This is a genomic window from Bacillus sp. MUM 13 (genome assembly GCF_001866725.1).
GTDB lineage: Bacteria > Bacillota > Bacilli > Bacillales > DSM-1321 > Peribacillus.
This window is the reverse complement of the sequence record NZ_MLYQ01000025.1, coordinates 19,211-37,927: the sequence shown is the minus strand read 5'-3', so window position 1 is coordinate 37,927 and position 18,717 is coordinate 19,211. Positions and strand designations below refer to the sequence as shown.

17 protein-coding genes are annotated in these 18,717 nt (G+C 38.9%); 1 reads left to right on the top strand and 16 read right to left on the bottom strand.

Features of this window, described 5'->3' with window-relative positions:
• Positions 1-18: 18 nt before the first annotated feature.
• Positions 19-861, bottom strand: coding sequence for a deoxyribonuclease IV (locus tag BIV59_RS07690; RefSeq protein ID WP_071350885.1), 843 nt, complete (start codon positions 859-861; stop codon positions 19-21).
• A gap of 14 nt (positions 862-875) precedes the next feature.
• On the bottom strand, positions 876-2,258 hold the full coding sequence (locus tag BIV59_RS07685; protein WP_083392082.1) for a glycosyltransferase family 2 protein: 1,383 nt from the start codon (positions 2,256-2,258) through the stop codon (positions 876-878).
• 376 nt (positions 2,259-2,634) lie between these two features.
• On the opposite strand from BIV59_RS07685, the gene BIV59_RS07680 reads away from it, so the two are divergent.
• Positions 2,635-4,356, top strand: a complete 1,722-nt coding sequence (locus BIV59_RS07680) for an LTA synthase family protein (protein ID WP_170846109.1) — start codon at positions 2,635-2,637, stop codon at positions 4,354-4,356.
• A 97-nt stretch (positions 4,357-4,453) separates the two neighbouring features.
• On the opposite strand, the gene BIV59_RS07675 is transcribed toward BIV59_RS07680, so the two are convergent.
• The 14 genes from BIV59_RS07675 to BIV59_RS07615 all read right to left on the bottom strand — a co-directional run bounded on the left by BIV59_RS07675 (position 4,454) and on the right by BIV59_RS07615 (position 18,703).
• Complete coding sequence (locus BIV59_RS07675) at positions 4,454-4,873, bottom strand: VOC family protein (RefSeq protein ID WP_071350883.1); 420 nt, start codon at positions 4,871-4,873, stop codon at positions 4,454-4,456.
• A gap of 247 nt (positions 4,874-5,120) precedes the next feature.
• Positions 5,121-5,522 (bottom strand): cytosolic protein, encoded by a 402-nt coding sequence (locus BIV59_RS07670; RefSeq protein ID WP_071350882.1) that lies wholly within the window; start codon positions 5,520-5,522, stop codon positions 5,121-5,123.
• Between the two features lie 92 nt (positions 5,523-5,614).
• A complete protein-coding gene (locus BIV59_RS07665; protein ID WP_071350881.1) occupies positions 5,615-6,370 on the bottom strand; it encodes an exodeoxyribonuclease III in 756 nt (251 codons plus the stop codon).
• Between the two features lie 368 nt (positions 6,371-6,738).
• The gene (gene glgA, locus BIV59_RS07660) at positions 6,739-8,166 is read right to left on the bottom strand and encodes a glycogen synthase GlgA (RefSeq protein WP_071350880.1); all 1,428 of its coding nucleotides are present in this window, start codon (positions 8,164-8,166) and stop codon (positions 6,739-6,741) included.
• A gap of 13 nt (positions 8,167-8,179) precedes the next feature.
• Positions 8,180-9,286, bottom strand: a complete 1,107-nt coding sequence (gene glgD, locus BIV59_RS07655; protein WP_071350879.1) for a glucose-1-phosphate adenylyltransferase subunit GlgD — start codon at positions 9,284-9,286, stop codon at positions 8,180-8,182.
• Positions 9,287-9,310: 24 nt separating this feature from the next.
• Positions 9,311-10,459 carry a glucose-1-phosphate adenylyltransferase gene (locus tag BIV59_RS07650; protein ID WP_071350878.1) on the bottom strand — a complete coding sequence of 383 codons (1,149 nt, stop codon included), beginning with the start codon at positions 10,457-10,459 and terminating at the stop codon, positions 9,311-9,313.
• Positions 10,449-12,398: a 1,4-alpha-glucan branching protein GlgB gene (gene glgB, locus BIV59_RS07645; protein ID WP_071350877.1), complete on the bottom strand. Its 1,950-nt coding sequence runs from the start codon at positions 12,396-12,398 to the stop codon at positions 10,449-10,451. Before glgB ends, BIV59_RS07650 begins: the two co-directional genes overlap by 11 nt.
• Before the next feature lie 315 nt (positions 12,399-12,713).
• Positions 12,714-13,730 (bottom strand): glycoside hydrolase family 15 protein, encoded by a 1,017-nt coding sequence (locus BIV59_RS07640; RefSeq protein WP_071350942.1) that lies wholly within the window; start codon positions 13,728-13,730, stop codon positions 12,714-12,716.
• A gap of 391 nt (positions 13,731-14,121) precedes the next feature.
• Positions 14,122-14,637 carry a mismatch-specific DNA-glycosylase gene (locus BIV59_RS07635; RefSeq protein ID WP_071350876.1) on the bottom strand — a complete coding sequence of 172 codons (516 nt, stop codon included), beginning with the start codon at positions 14,635-14,637 and terminating at the stop codon, positions 14,122-14,124.
• Between the two features lie 38 nt (positions 14,638-14,675).
• The gene (cls, locus tag BIV59_RS07630; protein WP_071350875.1) at positions 14,676-16,181 is read right to left on the bottom strand and encodes a cardiolipin synthase; all 1,506 of its coding nucleotides are present in this window, start codon (positions 16,179-16,181) and stop codon (positions 14,676-14,678) included.
• Between the two features lie 228 nt (positions 16,182-16,409).
• Positions 16,410-16,958, bottom strand: coding sequence for an NADPH-dependent FMN reductase (gene ssuE / locus BIV59_RS07625; RefSeq protein ID WP_071350874.1), 549 nt, complete (start codon positions 16,956-16,958; stop codon positions 16,410-16,412).
• Positions 16,959-17,308: 350 nt separating this feature from the next.
• Positions 17,309-18,193: a LysR family transcriptional regulator gene (locus tag BIV59_RS07620; RefSeq protein ID WP_071350873.1), complete on the bottom strand. Its 885-nt coding sequence runs from the start codon at positions 18,191-18,193 to the stop codon at positions 17,309-17,311.
• 123 nt (positions 18,194-18,316) lie between these two features.
• Positions 18,317-18,454, bottom strand: coding sequence for a hypothetical protein (locus BIV59_RS23570; RefSeq protein ID WP_170846108.1), 138 nt, complete (start codon positions 18,452-18,454; stop codon positions 18,317-18,319).
• Between the two features lie 27 nt (positions 18,455-18,481).
• Positions 18,482-18,703 (bottom strand): heavy-metal-associated domain-containing protein, encoded by a 222-nt coding sequence (locus BIV59_RS07615; protein ID WP_139194331.1) that lies wholly within the window; start codon positions 18,701-18,703, stop codon positions 18,482-18,484.
• Positions 18,704-18,717 lie beyond the last annotated feature (14 nt).

Here is an 18,717-nt window from a genome sequence, read left to right as displayed (position 1 = left end):
TCAACATTTACTGGCAAGTTAATGCAGCATCCCCCATTTTTTATTCAATTGCATAATTTCCTGTTCATGCCCATTTTCTGAGTTTTTCGGGGTTTCTAGAATGCAGGGGATTTGACGCAATTCAGGAGCTGAAAGCAATGAGTGCATTTGCTCTTCAGTAATATAACCTCCAGAAAAAATATTGGCATGGCGATCTTTCCCCTGACCCGCGGGATACAGGGAATTATTCAAATGAATGACTTCCAATCCGTCAAAGTATCCCAGGGCTGTACCTCTATCCAGAAAAGTCCTGGTATTCTCCCCGTTCCATATGCCGCTTGCGAAAGCGTGGCATGTATCCAGGCAAAATCCGATTTTATCCGGAAAACTGCTTAAGTTCCTGACCTGGACCATCTCTTCAAGAGTCGTTCCAAATGATCCAGGGGGACCTGCATTATTTTCAAGAAGCAGCTTACATTTCCCCTTCCATTGAGCTAAAATACGATTCAGCGTTTCTATGATAAGCTGATAGGCGCTAAGCGGGTCAGTACCGCTGGTCTGGTTTCCGAAGTGTACTACTGCCCCAATGGAACCGCAAGAGTCAGCTATCTCCAGATCATTGAGCAAGGAAGAAATGAGCCTTACCTTCTTTTTTCCCGTTGGTGTCAAATTTGCCGGATAGGGTGTGTGTGCAACGGAGATGATGTGATGTTCCAAACAATATTCTCTGCAGCGGCCAGCATCACAAGCATCATAATTTTTAATGGATAAGCTTCTTGGGTTTTTAGGGAAATACTGAAAAGCTGAAGCCTGAATTGCAAGTGCATGGTTTGCAGCGGCCAGATATCCGTCCCGTATACTTAAATGACATCCAAATTTCATGAAAATCCCTCAGTCTATTCTATTGGATTTTGTCCATATAACACATCTTTTTTTGTATGCATGGTCTCCAGTTCTTCTATGGAAACGGAGCGCGTATGTTTTGTATGGGCCCACTCTTTTTGATTTTTTTTAAGAAATCCGAGCAAAGTTACTGGAATCCATGACAGCCCGAATAAATAGGAAATAAAGAACCAATGCAGCTTTTTTCCTTTGTTTTCAAGTATCATCGCCAGAATGGGAAGAGATATGTAGAAGAATACAAAAATTCCGTAAATCCAGCCGTCAAAAAGGATTGAACGGTCAATAATATCACCGAGAAATCCATTTGCTTCGTAAATACCCATGTAAGATAAGCCTGCAAAAATCATCAAGATAAGCGCCAAAATAGACCGGGATGGCATTGCTAAATAAATGGCTGAATCAATTAGCATAAATTTTCTCTTGATAATTCCAGCCTTCAATAATGGAAAAGAATATCTTGTCATACAGTCAAAGTGGCCCTGCATCCAGCGTATCCGCTGTTTAAATGATTGCTTGAATCCCAGCGGTTTTTCATCATAAAGCTTGGCGTCATGTGCCCAGGCAACTCTTTTCCCCGTTTTTAGAATGTATCTCTGGGTGAATTCAAGATCCTCAGTTAGTGATGTAGCTCCCCAGCCTATTTCTTTTAATACCTTCGTAGTGACCGTCACCCCTGTCCCTCCAAGCTGGGCAGTCAAGCCAAGATTTTCACGGGCTAACTGGTAAATCCGGTTTGTTGACCAATAGGCGAATGAATAGGATTTAGTGACCCATGTGTCAAGCGGGTTTTTTGCATCAAGATATCCCTGAATCACATCGTGTCCATCCAGGATTTTAGAATTGACGATTTTAAGAAAATCCTTGCTCACCAGGTTATCAGCATCAAACATGACCGCAGCATCATATGCAGTTCCCTGCTTCTCCAGCTCCCATAATTTATCAAACATCCATTCCAGTCCATAGCCTTTTCCTCGTTTGCCGGGATCGTTTCTAACCATAGCATGCACTCCCGATTTCTTGACTTCCTCAGATGTATTGTCACTGCAGTTATCGCAAATAACAAAAATATCGTATAGTTCTTTTGGATAATCCAGCTGTTTTAAATTTTCGCAGATTTGACCTATTACTTCTTCTTCATTATGAGCAGCAACCAATACTGCAAACTTATTGGCGGGCGGTTTCACTGCTGTTTTCCTGAACCTTCTTAATCCGGAATAGCTCATGATTGTCTGATATCCAACAAAGAATATTGCAATGCCCTGAACAAGGAGAAGCACTAAATAAGTGGAAAATTGCCAAGCATCATCCCACCCTCTTGTAAAAACTCCAAATGTATAAAAACCTGCAATCAGTATAAAAGCATATAACTTGAACATAAAATCACCTCTGTTTTATTTGCTGAAGCTTTTGTAAACCATTTGCGAATTTTAACCCTTTAGGGTCCGTCCCTGCATGTAACCGTATATTTATATTGCTGGTATTTGCTTTTAGACATACACAAAGGGTATTAGGGCTGTCTGCCTATTGTTTCCGAAAATCTGGTTATCATTCCATGATGGAATAATATTGGAAAAGTTAAGTATCTTGTATAGTGTAAATGGTTAGCATGGGTAGGAGACTATATTCAAAGAGGTGTTATCAGTGTCAAGACAAAAGACTTTTATAGGGGTTTTTACATATCTATCTTTAATAATAAAATTTAGTATCGCCAGTTACATAATGATGGGCAATTTTCATATACAAGGATTTTTTATGGAAAGCTCTCTTTTGCTGATGCTGCTATTTATGCTGTACTTGATGAATTATCGGCCATTTACGGCAGCTTGTTTCTTCACCAATTTCATCCTGTCTTTGATAGTAGTCATACAACTGATGTATTTCGATTATTACAGTTCAATTCTCACTTATAAGTCGCTTGCACAAGTAAATCAGGCAGGCAAAATATCAGAAAGTATTATTGCATTAACCAGGTTAAGCTATCTGCTATTTTTTGCGGATTTACTTGGTGTGCTTTTATATAAATTTCTAAATGGTCCTGCTATTAAATTACCAAGGCTGTTTTCAAAAAAAATAATGCATATCCTGCTTATTTTGGGTTTTTCATATGCTGTTTTTGGTTTAATCGGCAGCAGCAAAACGATTAGCGAACTTCATCAGTATGACCAGCTGGGATTTTTGGGCTTTCAGCTGCTGACTGCAGCAAAAGATGCAAAACAAGTCCTTTCGGAAGAAAATATAGTTACAGCAGACAGTCTGGAAAATGAGAAACAAGGCATACTCGAGAGGGAAATCAAATATAAGGGAATTGCCAATGGAAAAAACCTTATTATTGTACAGCTGGAATCAGTCCAGAAGTTCCTTATAAATCTTTCAATCGGCGGCCGGGAAGTCACTCCTAATTTGAATGCATTTTTGAAAGAAAGTTTTTACTTTCCTCATTTTTATACACAAGTGGGCAAAGGCAATACCTCCGATGCCGAATTTATAACAAACACGTCTTTATACGCTAAGGGTGATATCCCAATGTCATCTGCAGCAGAAGGAAAAAAAGTGCCCGGGATGCCCAGGGTCCTTAGGGAGAATGGCTATCATACTGCGACATTTCATGCAAATAGCGTGACATTTTGGAATAGGGAGAAACTTTATGCTTCATTAGGCTTTCAGGAATTTTTCGATAAAAACTATTTTGGGAGCCAAGACCCTATCTCGTATGGTGTTTCAGATGAAGTGATGTATAAAAAAACAGTAAAGGAATTGTCGGCCTTCAATCATGATGGTGAAAAGTTTTATAGCCATATCATTGCTCTTTCCAGCCATTTCCCTTATAAATTGCCTGAAGAAAAAAAGAAATATGCAATATCACTGCCAAAGGAATATGAAGGTTCCATGGTCGGTTCATATATTGAAGCAGTAAGCTACGCGGATTATGCTTTTGGAAGGTTTATCAAGGAATTAAAAAACGAAGGGCTATATAATCAATCTGTTATAGCCGTCTATGGAGATCATCAAGGCCTTCAGACAAAAAGCAGCAAAGATGAAAAACTTGCGGGAAACATATTCAGGAAAAAGTATGATCCTGTACTGGATCACCTGAATATTCCACTTATCATTAAAGTGCCATCCATCAATCAAGGCGCCACTATTAACATGACGGGCGGTCTCGTGGATATTTACCCAACGGTAGCCAACTTGCTTGGTATTGATATCTCAAAGGAAGTCATATTCGGGACCGACTTGATTAATGCAGCAAGTAATGTGATTGGCATCCGCTTTTATGCACCCACTGGAACATATATAACTGAAACCAGCTCGTTTTCTCCCGGAACAAATGAAAAAAGCGGAATCAAGACAAATATTAACACAAGGGCTAGTTCTGCAGCAGACAAGAAATCTATAAAAAAACTGCACCAGCTTCTTCATTATCTTAAGCTCTCAGATGACTTTATCGATTCATTGCCTTCCCTGCAGAATTAGATGAGTATGCCTTCGCAGATGAGCAGAGCAGGCTCACCGGCCGGCCCGCACAGGGGGCATCCAGTTAAGGATAAAGTCACCTGATTTTGATAACGGCCTATTTGGAAATTAGGTATTTTTCTCTAAATATTGGACTCAGCTCACTCCAAACATCAAATTTATTTCCATTTAAATCATAGAAAACAAAATTTCTTCCAGAGTGTCCTCTGTTTTCTATTTCTCCAACTCTAACTTGTTTTCCAATAAAATCCTTACGTATAGCTTCTAAAGCATTTAAACCATTGACTTCAAATGTTAATGAAAAACGTTCTTCGCCATGAATATCAAAAAAGTTAGAGCTTTGATTTTCATCAGATTTTACGAGAAATACGCTTTGATCAGCAAGGTTAAGTATCGCTTTATCTTCATCTTTATAACTTAATTCAGCTCCCAATATGTTCACATACCATTTCGAAGAAAGTTCTGTATTTGTAACAGGAATATATGTTGTACCAATTCTTAATAATTTTTCAGCCAATTATTTCTCCTCCTCGGAAGTATTGTTGTGAAAATTATGATAATTCAGGTTTATTATAACAGAGTTATTTATCATCGTTAATATATAAAATATCTAAAATATGAATGACATGCGATTCAAAATTCAGCAAAGTAAATGGGGTTTGTATCTGCAGCATACGAACCATCCATATAACAGGAAAAACAGCAGTACATAAATGCACTGCTGTTATTTTTTACGATATTCTTTCCTGCTGTTTTTCTTTATATTAAACCTTAAGGTCTTTTCCCGCATCAGAAATGTGGACAAGAAGATGTGCCAAGTGATGTATAGGGCCGTATTCTTCTTCTTCTTCCTCTTCTTCAACGTCCTCAATGCTTGATGCACCTTGCAAATAAAGAGCCATAAACTCATAAAAATCTGTCATTTCAAAAGAATAGCAGGCGCTTGGATCTTCATTTTCTTCCTCATATTGAAGTATGAGATAAGAAATATCTCCATCATCATCTTCTGCGTCGATAAAAACGAAATATCCTATGTTCGTATCTAAATCAAATAAATGTCTTATGCCGCCTAATACCGATTTTTTAAATTCTTCTTCTGACAGTTTTTGGACCTGCATTGTATCAACATGGTCTTCCTGGTGAAAAGTTACATTAAATGAGTTCATGGGTTTCCTCCTTTTACATATTGAAAATAACAGCAGGCAATCATGTGACAATATTAATTATACCCTTTTTAACCCATTATTATCATGTCTGTCTAAAAGGATGTTTCCAAAATAACTGGACAATGATCGCTTCCCATTACCGAACAGTGGATATCCGCACTTTTCAGATTTTCTTCTAGCCGCTGAGATGCAATGAAGTAGTCGATACGCCAGCCAATATTCCTTTCTCTGACTTTGCTCATATAAGACCACCATGTATACATGTCTGTTTTATCTGGATGGAAAAAGCGGAAAGTGTCCAGAAAACCCTGTTCGATGATATTTGTCATTTTCCCTCGTTCTTCTATCGTAAATCCAGAATTCTGTTTATTTGATTTTGGATTTTTCAGGTCAATCTCATGATGTGCCACATTCAAATCACCGCATAAAATAACCGGTTTTTTTGCATCAAGTTCTTTGAGATAGGCCAGCATTTCTTCTTCCCAGTGTAATCGGTACTCCAGTCTGGATAAATCTCTTTTTGAATTAGGTGTGTAGACATTTACAAGGTAAAATTTTTCAAATTCAAGAGTGATAATTCTTCCCTCAGGTTCTTCCTCATTTACCCCTACGCCATATTTAACGGATAAAGGCTCTTTTTTTGTAAAAACAGCAGTGCCAGAGTAGCCTTTTTTAATTGCATAATTCCAATATTGATGATAACCATCAAGTTCAAGAGAGATTTGCCCTTCTTGAACTTTCGTTTCTTGAATGCAAAAAATATCCGCATCCATTTCTTCAAAATAACTTAAAAAACCCTTTCTGACACATGCCCTTATTCCATTTACATTCCAAGACACTAATTTCATGATATTAACATTCTCCCCGCTTGCATTTATAGTAACTTTTTCTATGTTATCAGCATAACACAGGAATCTCCTCAAAAAATAAGAACATGAGCTGACAGGTATTCAGCTCATGTTCTTATTTATACTATTTATTTTAGGCACTTTTCGTAATCTTTGTTGTTATGAAACAAGGTGGTTGATTTCCGCTCCAGGATGCTCGCTTGAGCGGCGGCAGCCGTTGATCCTTTTTCGGCCGCGCCTGCGTATCTCACCTGTTCTGCTCATCTAAGCAGGAATCTCGCATCTCACGCTCCAATCAACCTCTGACTGAACAATGGGAATGACTCACAGAACTTATTAAAAAAACACCAATATTTTAGAAAGAAACCTTATTTTAAAAGTGATTGATAAAGTTCTTTATATTGCTGTGACGAAGCGTTCCAGCTGAAATCCAAATCCATTGCCCTCTCAGCAAGCTTTTTCCATCTATCAGGCTGGAAACGGTAAAACCCTACAGCCCTTTCAATGGTGTAAAGCATGTCATGTGCATTGAAATTAGCAAAACTAAAACCATTTCCTTCTTCTGTAAACTCATTAAAAGGTATCACGGTATCATTTAGGCCGCCTGTTTCCCTAACCAGGGGAAGTGTGCCATATCGCATAGCAAGCAGCTGCCCGATTCCGCAAGGCTCAAATTGAGAAGGCATCAGGAAAATGTCGGAGCCTGCATATATCTTTCTTGCCATAGTTTCATCAAAATAGGTTCCGGCATATACTTTATCCGGATATTCACGGGCAAAGCCCCTAAATGCTTCTTCATATTGCTGTTCGCCTGTTCCAAGAAGAACAAATTGAACATTGAGTCCCATCATTTCATGAAATACATGCAGAACAAGGTCTATTCCTTTTTGATCCACAAGGCGCGTGACCATGGAGATAATTGGAATATCTTCTCTGACAGTAAGGCCCAATTCTTCCTGCAGCCTGAGTTTATTTTCCATTTTTCCCTTGGTATCACTAAATTTTTGATAGATTCTTTCATCTGCTGCCGGATCATATGTATGTGCATCGATACCATTCACTATTCCGAATAACTGGTCATTCCGTTTATTTAAAAAGCCGTCCATATTTTCCCCATAATATGCAGTCTGAATTTCTGATGCGTATGAAGGGCTAACTGTCGTCAGTATGTCGGAAAATGCCAGTCCAGCTTTCATATAGCTTACATTTCCATTAAACTCGAGTCCGTCTATATTAAAATATAGATCGCTCAAATCAAGGAGTTCAGACAGGACCGACTTAGGGTACACACCCTGATAACGCAGGTTATGGATCGTGAAAACCGTTTTAATATTCTCATAAAAAGGATGCTTCCTGTAATGTGCCTTCAATAACACACTGACAGGTCCTGTCTGCCAGTCATGGCAGTGAAGGATATCTGGCTTATCCTCAAGATATGGGAGAGCCTCAAGCACAGCTCTGGAAAAGAATGCAAAACGCTCACCATCATCATAATATCCATAGCTGCCATGCCGTTTAAAATAATACTCGTTATCAAGAAAATAATAGTTGATTCCATCTGATACAATCCGTTCTATTCCGCAAAATTGCTGTCTCCAGCCTACTGGAACTTCAATGCTTTGTATATGCTGCATTTTTTCTTTGAATTCCTGTGGAAGGTCCTGAAATTTTGGCAAAATGACGCTCACATCAACCCCTTGCTCTTTTAAAGCCTTTGGCAGTGCCCCTATTACATCTCCCAGTCCGCCTGTCTTGATAAAAGGGGCACATTCTGATGCAGCAAATAAAACATGCATGGTAAGACCTCCGTTAGATAGTTTCTGCTTTTTTTACCACTCTTGGCTGTGACTCGCCAATAAGCATTTTATCCTTTGTAATACGCACTTGTTTATCAGTAATAACATTTTCAACATGTGCGCCTTCTTCAATTTCTCCCTTTTGCATGATGATGCTATTTTTCACGTAGGCACCCTTTTTAACTTTAACTCCCCTGAAAATGATGCTGTTTTCTACAGTTCCTTCGATGTCACAGCCATTGGCAATTAAGGAGTGTGAAACGCTTGAAGTGTTGGAATATTTAGCAGGTGCTTCATGCTTTACTTTTGTATAAACATCCCATGAATCATAAAAGTAAGAACGGATTTTTTCAGGATTTAAAAATTCCATATTGCTTTGATGGAAAGTTTCCAGTGAATGGATAAAAGGCATTTCCCCTTTGAAATGGTAGCCCTTTACACATAATTTATTAAGGTTGGCCTTAACTGCATCTTTTAGTAAATCAAATTCGTCGTTTTCTACACACTTTTTAATTAAGTCAATAAGAATGGCTTTATCAATTACGAAAGTTTCCAGACACACATGATCGCCTGATTGAGGGGAAGTAAAGAGCTCCAAATCCAGGATATTGTCCTCAAAATCCACTGAACAAGTATGATAAACCAGTTTCTGGACCGGCTCCCCGTCATAGTCTTTATAGACAACGGTAATGTCAGCATTGTTGCGTTTATGCTCTTCCAAAATTTCATTAAAGTCAATTTTAGATACATGGTGCCCCGGCGATATAATCACTGTGTCAGCGGAGGTCCGCTCAAAAAATTCAAGATGATTATAAAATTCCTGAAGATCTCCCTTGATTTGTACATCAGGATGGACTGGAGGAAGAATGAATAAACCACCGCTTCTCCTGTCAAGATCCCATTCCTTCCCAGATCCCAAATGATCCATGATAGAGCGGGTATTGTCTTTCGTGAAGACGGCTACCTGCGAAATTTGCGCATGTATGAAATTGGATAAAGTGAAATCGATTAACCGGTAGCGGCCCGCAAAAGGAACTGCCGCAAACTCCCGATAAGATGTCAGTTCCTTAAGGTATCTTTTTTCATTAATTAAGTTAATTATACCTAACACGTTGTCCATTTTTTTACCTCCAATGATGTAATATTAACGTAATTCCTTGCTGGGCTGCTGGTTCTCTCCGATTAAAACAATTTCATCCGATCCTCTTTCAGAATTTATCACAGTATTATCCTCGATTACCGTATTTGGCATGATAATGGCTCTTTCAATAGTGACATTCTTTCCAATTGTTACATCAGGCATGATAACAGAATCCTTAATGGATGAGCCGCTGCCGATTTGTACGTTATATGATACTACCGAACGCTCCACACTGCCGAAAACGATTGATCCTTCGTTTATAAGTGATTCTCTGACATACGCTTCTGGTGCAATATATTGAGGAGGGTGATTTGCATTTCCTGCATAAACCTTCCAATGGCTGTCTTCGCAATTGAACGCAGGCGTATCGGACAGTAAATCCATATGGGCTTCCCACAAGCTCTGAACAGTGCCTACATCCTTCCAGTAACCCCCGAAACGGTATGCATAAATTTCATCATGGTCTTCAAGCATTTTTGGAATGATATCTTTTCCAAAGTCATTGGAAGATGAAGCATCGTTTTCATCTTGGTTAAGGTAGCTTTTGAGGAGCTTCCAATTGAAAATGTATACACCCATTGAGGCGAGATTGCTTTTAGGATTTTCTGGTTTTTCTTCGAATTCTGTTATTTTTCCCTGATCATCAGTGTTCATAATCCCAAATCGGTCTGCTTCGTGCCATGGGACTTCAATAACTGCTATCGTTGCTTTTGCTTTCTTTTCGATGTGTTCCTTAAGCATGCGGTTATAATCCATCTTATAAATATGGTCTCCAGAGATGACCAATACATATTCAGGATCATACTGATCGATGAACTGGGTATTCTGGTACACTGCATTTGCAGTGCCTTTATACCATTCCCCTCCATCTTTTCCTAAGTAAGGAGGAAGCAGGGATACTCCGCCGAAATTTCTGTTTAAATCCCAGGCGCCGCCATTACCTACATACTCATTCAGTACATGCGGCTGATATTGAGTCAGGACTCCTACCGTATCGATGCCGGAATGTGTACAATTGCTTAATGTAAAGTCAATAATCCGGTATTTTCCGCCAAAAGGCACTGCCGGCTTTGCCAGCCCTTTCGTTAATTCGCCGAGCCTTGAACCCTGTCCGCCTGCTAATAGCATTGCAATCCACTTTTTAGATGCCATGTTGCATTCTCCCCTGTCTTTTTTTTGTTTGTTTCATAAATATAGTCACACCTAGTGGAGGAACTTTTATTTCCATACTGTGAGGCTGATTATGATAAGGTTTTTTGTCGACAGAAATTACTTCTTCATTACATTGGCCAGATCCGCCAAAAGAAATGTCATCGCTGTTGAAAACCTCTATGTATTTTCCCGTTGAAGGAACGCCTATCCGGTAATCTATATATACCTCTTTTGAAAAATTGCAAACTACTATACAGTAATCGCCTTTGCGTTTTCCCTTTCTCATGAACGCCAGAATGCTCTGATTTCTGTTATCAGCATCAATCCATTCAAAGCCCTCCGCTTCATGATCAAGCCGCCATAATGAAGACGAATCTTTATAAAACTTGTTAAGAGCTTTCAAGTATTGGCTGAAATCTGTATGTGACTCATACTCTAAAAGCATCCAGTCAAGCTGCTCTTTATCCTTCCATTCTGCAAAAGGAGCAAGCTCGCTTCCCATGAACATGAGCTTTTTCCCTGGATGAGCCATGAAATATCCGAATAATAGCCTTAGATTAGCGAATTTCTGCCAATAATCTCCCGGCATTTTATCAAGCAGAGATTTTTTTCCATGGACAACTTCATCATGTGAAAATGGAAGCACGTAATTTTCTGTAAATGCATAGAAAAACGAAAAAGTCAGCAAATTATGGTGAAACGGCCTTTCCTGAACTTCCAGCTTCATATAACGCAGAATGTCATTTGCCCAGCCCATGTTCCATTTATAATTAAAGCCAAGCCCGCCCGCATCTGTCGGGGAACTGATCAATGGCCGGTCGGTTGCTTCTTCGGCCATCATTAGGATACCCGGGTACTTCTTGAAAAGAGTTTCATTTAATTTTTTGACAAATGCAATGGCTTCTAGATTTTCCTCGCCGCCATACTGATTTTTGAGCTTGAAAGGCAGCGGATTATCATGGTTTAAGTATATAAGAGATGAAACCGCATCAACCCTGAAGCCATCAATATGATAGACTTCCATCCAGAACATGGCATTGGAAATAAGGAAGCTTACAACCTCAGGCTTGGCAAAATCAAAACTGTATGTACCCCATAGCGGACGTTCGGCTTTATTGGGATCTGCTGGTTCGAAAAGCGGTGTTCCATCAAATTCCCCAAGGCCATGAAGGTCTTTGCAAAAATGTGCCGGAACCCAATCAAGAATGACACCTAGCCCTTTCTTGTGGCATTGATCGACAAAATACATGAAATCCTCTGGCTTGCCAAATCTGCTTGTCACAGAGAAAAAACCTGTAACCTGATATCCCCAAGACCCGTCAAAGGGATGCTCCATAATGGGCATCAATTCAATATGTGTATAGCCGGCAGAAACAACATAGTCTATTAGTTCACTTGCCATTTCCCTATATGTATATAGCTCATCGTTTTCTTTTTTCTTCCATGTACCCATATGTACTTCATAAATATTCATTGGCTTATGATAAACATCTGTTTTTGCTCTTTCAGACATCCACTTGCCATCCTGCCAATCATGCTTATCCAAATCATAGATAACAGAAGCAGTATTTGGACGGAGCTCGGAATAAAAGGCATAAGGGTCTGCTTTTAAAACAGTGCCGCCAGAAGAGCTGTATACCTTGTATTTGTATATATCGCCTTCTTTCAGGCCGGCAATGAATATCGCCCATATCCCGGAACCCGCGACACGCTTCATTTCATGAACAGCATCTTCCTGCCAGTTATTAAAGTCCCCTACAACTGAAATCTTTTTTGCATGAGGAGCCCATACAGCAAACCGGACACCTTCCTGGCCATTATAGGAGGCAAGGTGCGCACCAAGCATTTTATAGCTTTCATACAATGTTCCTTCATGAAAAAGATATAAATCAAACTCGCTAGGATATATTTCAGGATGACCTTCCGTTATCTCGTTCAATCAAAACCCCCGCCTTCTAATTTATTTTTTCTTCAGCAGCCTGAAATAGCTTTTGAATACATTCGACATATATTTTTGATTTTCCTTTGCGAAACAATGATTTTTATTATACAAATTTGTCTAACACCTATTGATACCCACTATCTTTTCTGCTGAAACCTAAAAAAGATTATTTTACAAAAATATTTTCGCTTATTTTTGAGCCCCTTGAAAATGGAGCAGGCAGTGCGTCTTTGTACCCCGAATATAGGTGATGGTGATTTTGAAAAAAACAAAAATAGCCCTCCTTCATTTCAGGAGGGCCGCAATTGCCTTTTAAGCTTCAAGGGAATCAAGCTCTTTATTTTTCATTTTATTTAAAAACAGATAGGTTAATGATACAGACCATGCAAGCGGTGTGTTTCCGTTTGGCCTGTTTGTTCCGCCAATATAAAGTTCAGGGATTTCCCAGCTGTCAGGAATGATTTTCTTTGTTTTCTTAATATACTCCTGAGCTTTATCAAACATTCCTAGTTCGAAATAACATAACCCGAGCCACGGCAGCCCGAAACACCATTCTGCTTCACTGCCTTCATTATAATATTGGTCATTTTCATACCTTATGCAACCGTATGTCCTTTCGAGGCGGGTTGAAACGGTTTTTACAATAGTCATTGCCGTTTTGCGGTCTACGATGCGGTAAGGATAAACCAAAGATAATAATGCTAAATCCGTTTCTTTTGTTTCGCTTTCTCTAGGCAGCATAAACCTGAGTGTTTCCTGCCCTTTTTGAATTAATTCTTCTTTAACATCCACCAGCATTTTCACGGCATTAAGTCCTGCTACGCAGGCACCGATGCTGGAAGAGTGCAATTCCATATTTTCTTCCCACATGCCATTATCCTTTGCTTGCCAATATTGAAGGCACTCAAGATATCTCACTAGTTTTTGAACAATTTCAAGGTCTTTTTCATCTCTTATTACATTTTGGCCATGGCGCACACCCTCGCCTGCCCCCCAAAGGAAAGCTCCGATTGCATCATTCTGTGCATGGCCCCATTCCTGGCTGATCTCTTTGAGATCCTGTGAATATCTTGAGTGAATATATTCAAAAGGATATACCGGTTTTTTCTCAGTATGAATGTCAATCTTCCATTCATAACGTTTAAATAAGTCGAACATTGAATGATAGGCTGTTTCATATCGCTCGCAAGGCACCTGCAAAAAAGGCAAAACCGTATAGACAACATCCCGGATCCAGACATAGCTGTAATCTTGGGAAGTGCTCGCTGTATATGTGCCATTTGGAAGCCTCATCGTATCAAGAACTGTAATCGCTTTATCACAATCCATCATATCTGCACCTCCAGAACTTTTTTCCAATATCCTTATTCTAGACAAATGATTCTAATCTAATCATTACATGCTGATTTTTTATAAAAAATGAAAAGAAGTTATTTTAGAAGCGTTTTCATTTTGTGAGATGTTCAAAATGAAACAGCTTTTAAAAAAAACCATTCCATTTCAGGGATAAGATAGTTTATGTTAAAAAGTAATCATTTGATAATAAGCCAGATAATAAGCTGTTCAAAATCAGCATATGCCTATTTTATGGAAGGGACATAGAGATAGCAGTAAAGATTAAAGCTGCATATTATTATGATATCTGACAAAGAGTCTCTATATGACAGTTACACAGGAACAAAAGTACAAAAAAATGATCCGATATAGGCATATCGGATCATTATCCTGTGAATTTCGCAGCTAATGCAGTTAATTCACTGTATATTTCAATGATTTCATCCATTTTCATTCTAACTAGGCCGCTTGAAGAAGGTGCAACAAAATCAACGGTTCCGGGAATCATTGAATCATTTTGAATGCCCCACTGGCTTTTAGTTTTTTTTGAATATTCCTTATAAACTCCTTTTCCGACAAAACAAACAATTTTAGGCTTATAATATATAATCTTTTTAATTAAATCTTCTCTTCCGGCCTTATATTCTTCCTTTGTAATTTCGCCGGCATTTTTTGTTGGCCGTTGTACAATGTTTGTAAATCCATATCCTGCAGAAAGGAGCTCTGCATCTTCTGAAAAATGATGTAATTTAGGTGTTAAACCAGAATAATATAGGATCTTCCAAAATCTGTTTCTGGGATTTGCATAATGATGTCCCGTTTTACCTGAAAGAAGACTTGGATTGAAGCCGACAAACAATATTTGAAGATTGTGTTTAATGTGGTCATTTATTCCATTCACCTTTTAAAATTAGCTCCCTTCCAGGGCTGATTTCATATTTATAGCACTCCAGAAAAAAGTCTTGCGAAAGATTCCTTCGACCTTTCTGTGAAACCTCTCTTGTAATACTGGACAGGTTTCAGTTTTTCGCTGTCTTTTATATCTTCTTCATAATGTGCCGTTAAATCCCGGATAGATGTACTGCCAAATAAAAAGATATTTACTTCAAAATTCAAATGGAAACTTCTCATATCCATGTTGGCTGTGCCTATAGAAGCCAGATCTCCATCTATAATGATTATTTTCTGATGGAGGAACCCTTTCTTATACGAATATATTTCAACGCCAGCCCGCAGCAGCTCATGAAAGTAAGAGCGGCTTGCATATTGAGTCAGAAATCCGTCATTTGTTTCCGGGACCATGATCCGCACTTCAATTCCTTTGGAAGCTGCCACTCTGAGAGCAGTTCGGATTGACTCATTAGGGACGAAGTATGGAGTGGCAATCCAAATAGATTTAGTGGCGCAAGAAATCATTGTATAATAATAATCACTCATAATCCCCTGCTGGGTATCAGGGCCGCTTGCCACCACCTGGACCGCTCCATCTCCTTTCTCCTCTGGAGGTTCGTAGCACCTATATTTTTCAAGGATCTTTTCTCCGCTGACATATTCCCAGTCAAGCAGTAAAACAGTGTGCAGCGTGTATACTGCCTCTCCTTTTACAACCATATGGGTATCTCTCCAAAAACCCACATTTTCATCTTCCCCAAGATATTCGATTCCTACATTCAATCCACCCACAAATCCGATTTTCCCGTCTATAATAATGATTTTGCGGTGATTTCTAAAGTTGAATTTTTGGTTGAAGAATCCATACTTTAATGGCAGGAATGGATGCACCTTAATGCCTGCTTCCTTCATGTTTTCAATTTCCTTAACAGACAGTTTCATGCTTCCTGCAGCATCAAAGATAAATAAGACCTCTACACCATTTCTGGCTTTGTCAATCAATATATCAATGATTTCCTTGCCTAAACGATCAGACCGGAAAATATAGTATTCAATATGTATATATTCTTTTGCTTCTTTAAGCCTTCTCTTTATTTCTGAAAAAGTTTCTTGGCCATTTTTTAAGACTGCCGTCCTTGAAGCCGTGCTAATGCTTGTCAGGGATTCATTTTTGGCAAAAGCTGCCAGGCATTGCTGATGGTCATTCAGAAAGGACAAATCAGGATTCGTTTTTTTGTAAACAGAACGCTGCCATTCCTCCCTGTGATTTCTTCTTTTGTTCCTGAAAAGGAACCCCTTCAGATACAGCTGCCCTGAGTATAAATAAAAAATATAGCCAATTATGGGGAAGAACAGCAATACATATATCCATAAAAGTGTATTTTGAGGTGAACGGTTTTCAAGCATAAGAGAGTAAACGCTTGAAATGATCGCCACTGCATACAATGCCGCAAATAAGTACTTGACAGCAAGGCTTGCAGGGCTCAGCAAAACCATATATGCGGTAAAAATATAAATAAATAAAAATACAAAATCCATTCTCCGTTTTTTCATGCAATCAATCTCCGTCTGTCAAATTTTTTTCAAATCTTGTTTCTATACCCCTTTTGACAGCTTTCAGAAACTAGCTTTAAATAATTTAAATGCTTCAAACGTTATTTTGCCCTAAAATTATACTTCAAAGCCAAAACAGGCTAATTTTTGCATGAGCTTCTATACATTTTGGAACAGCAAAAAGAGCTGATTTGCTTAATCAGCTCCTTAAGCAGTTTTATCCTTCAGTTATCGATTTCGAAAATGTTTTTCCTTATGAACCGCCTCTTCGAATTGTTCCAGCTGATTATTCAGCCTCTCGATGAGTTCCTCATCTTTCAGCGGCATATTTTCATCTGTTTTATCAATTTGTTTATCAATAAAATAAAGTCCCTGAATCGGCTGTCCTTTTAATATGGCAATGAGAGGTTTTAAAGAATAATCAATCGCCAGTAAATGCGCCATGCTTCCGCCTACCATAATTGGCAGCACGGGTTTATTTTTAAAAGCCCCTTCAGGCAAAAGATCAATCAGTGATTTTAAAACACCGGTATATGATGCTTTATATACTGGAGACCCAATAATCACTCCGTCTGCATTCAGGATAGCTTGTGATAATTTTTCAATCTCAGGGCTGTCATAGCGTGCATTTACCAGGATATCAGCTGAAAAATCCCTCACTGAAACATATTCAGATGTGAAACCATTCTTTTCTTCAAGCGATTGTACATGTTTAAGAATCAGGTCGGTCCTTGAAGGCGCCGACGGGCTTCCGGAAATGATGACAATTTGGCTCATTATATACTTCTCCCCTTTTTTTAAAACACAGATTATTTTTTAAAAAGCTCTTTTAAACTTGCCAAGTGCTTTTCTCTGTAAACGCAAGACTCGCGGGTGCGTCCGCTGAGCCTTCTCACAGCTTATTTTCTTGGTCGCCAATGATGCCAATTCACCGGCAATCGATTCTGCTCCAATCAACAAAGTGCAAAAAGCAACAATGTGCTTTAACAAAGCCTTTTAAAAAATGGCTGTTTGTCGGAAGCAGGCCTTATAAAATACATTATGATTCAAATACCTTGAATTAAATCATAATCTTCTTTTAAAATGACTGTCAATATATAGAGCCGTTATAAATAATGGGTGCGGATTCATTTAAGCGGGTAATTTTCATTCAGCCAAAGAGTGACTGTGGCGATAAATTTTTCTGCTGCAGGAGAAAGGCGTTTAAAGGATAGTGCGGATAACCCGATAGAACAGTATTCTTGATGCCCTGCAAGCGGAATTTTTTTCACACCGGCAGGGATACTGCCCACAGCAATTTCGGGAAGTATGCTTACCCCAAGATGTTTACCCACCATGGCCAGTATAGCTTGCTCATCTTCCAGTTCATATGAAAAACGAGGTGTTATACGATGTTTTTTTAATAATTTAAGAACGGTTTCACGAAAAGATTTCTTTAGTATCAAAGTTTCCCCCTTCAGCATTGAAAGCGGGAAATCACTATTTTCCGGAGAATTATGAGCTGCAGGGAGTATTAAATATAATTTTTCGCTTTTCAGATTTAAAATATCAAAATTTCCGGCCGGGGGCAAATTCAAAAAACCGAAGTCAATGATTCCATCTGCTATCCATGAGCATATTTCCTGCTGATTCCCTTCCATAAGGTTAACTTTAATCGATGGATATTGATCGGTAAATTTCTTTAGCATTCCCGGGTACCATTGTGATGTAACGGATGAAAAAGAACCTATTTTTATACTGCCGGTCTCGAGGCCGGAAATCTCTGCAGCATCCTGCTTTAATTTATGATAGCTGTTCATCATTTCCTTGATATGTATTAAAATTTTCTCTCCATCTGCAGTCAGCGAAATGCCGCCCCTGTTGCGGATAAGGACGGAAAACCCAAGCTCTTTTTCCAGTGCGGAGATTGCATGGCTGACTGCTGACTGTGAAATTTTTAAGAATTCGCCGGCTTTTGTTAAACTGCCGGTCTCTACCACTTGATAAAAAATTTCATATTTTCCCAGTGTCACAATAAACGCCTCTTTTAAAAGATTTTGTATATTGAATATAGATCAATATCAGGGAATGGGCAAAATTTTATACACCCCGATAAAAAATAGCGGGGCAGCTTAATGCTGTCCCGCTGAACGTTCTTATATGATTGAATCGCTGTCTAAATTATATCTTCTGTCATTGATGCAGTCTTCACACAAATAAAGATGTGATTCACCAACCAGAACCTCTTCGTCGTTCATATCCTTTTGATGTCCGCATATTTCACATTTGTACATAAATTTTACCTCTTTCTGTCATTAGCGTTACTGCTGATCATTACTTTCAATCTCATATCCAAGATCCAGTATTGCCTGTTCAAAATCCTGCCGGGAAGCCATCCTGCTGTCGTATGAAAAGCTTGCTTCACGATGTTTTATATCGATTTCAGCTTTATTGATACCCCAAACTGATTCTAAAGCCTGAAGGATTTTTTCTCCGCTTTCCTGGCTGTCCAGTCCGCTGACAATCATTTTCCACTGCTCCACATCTTCTCTTCCTT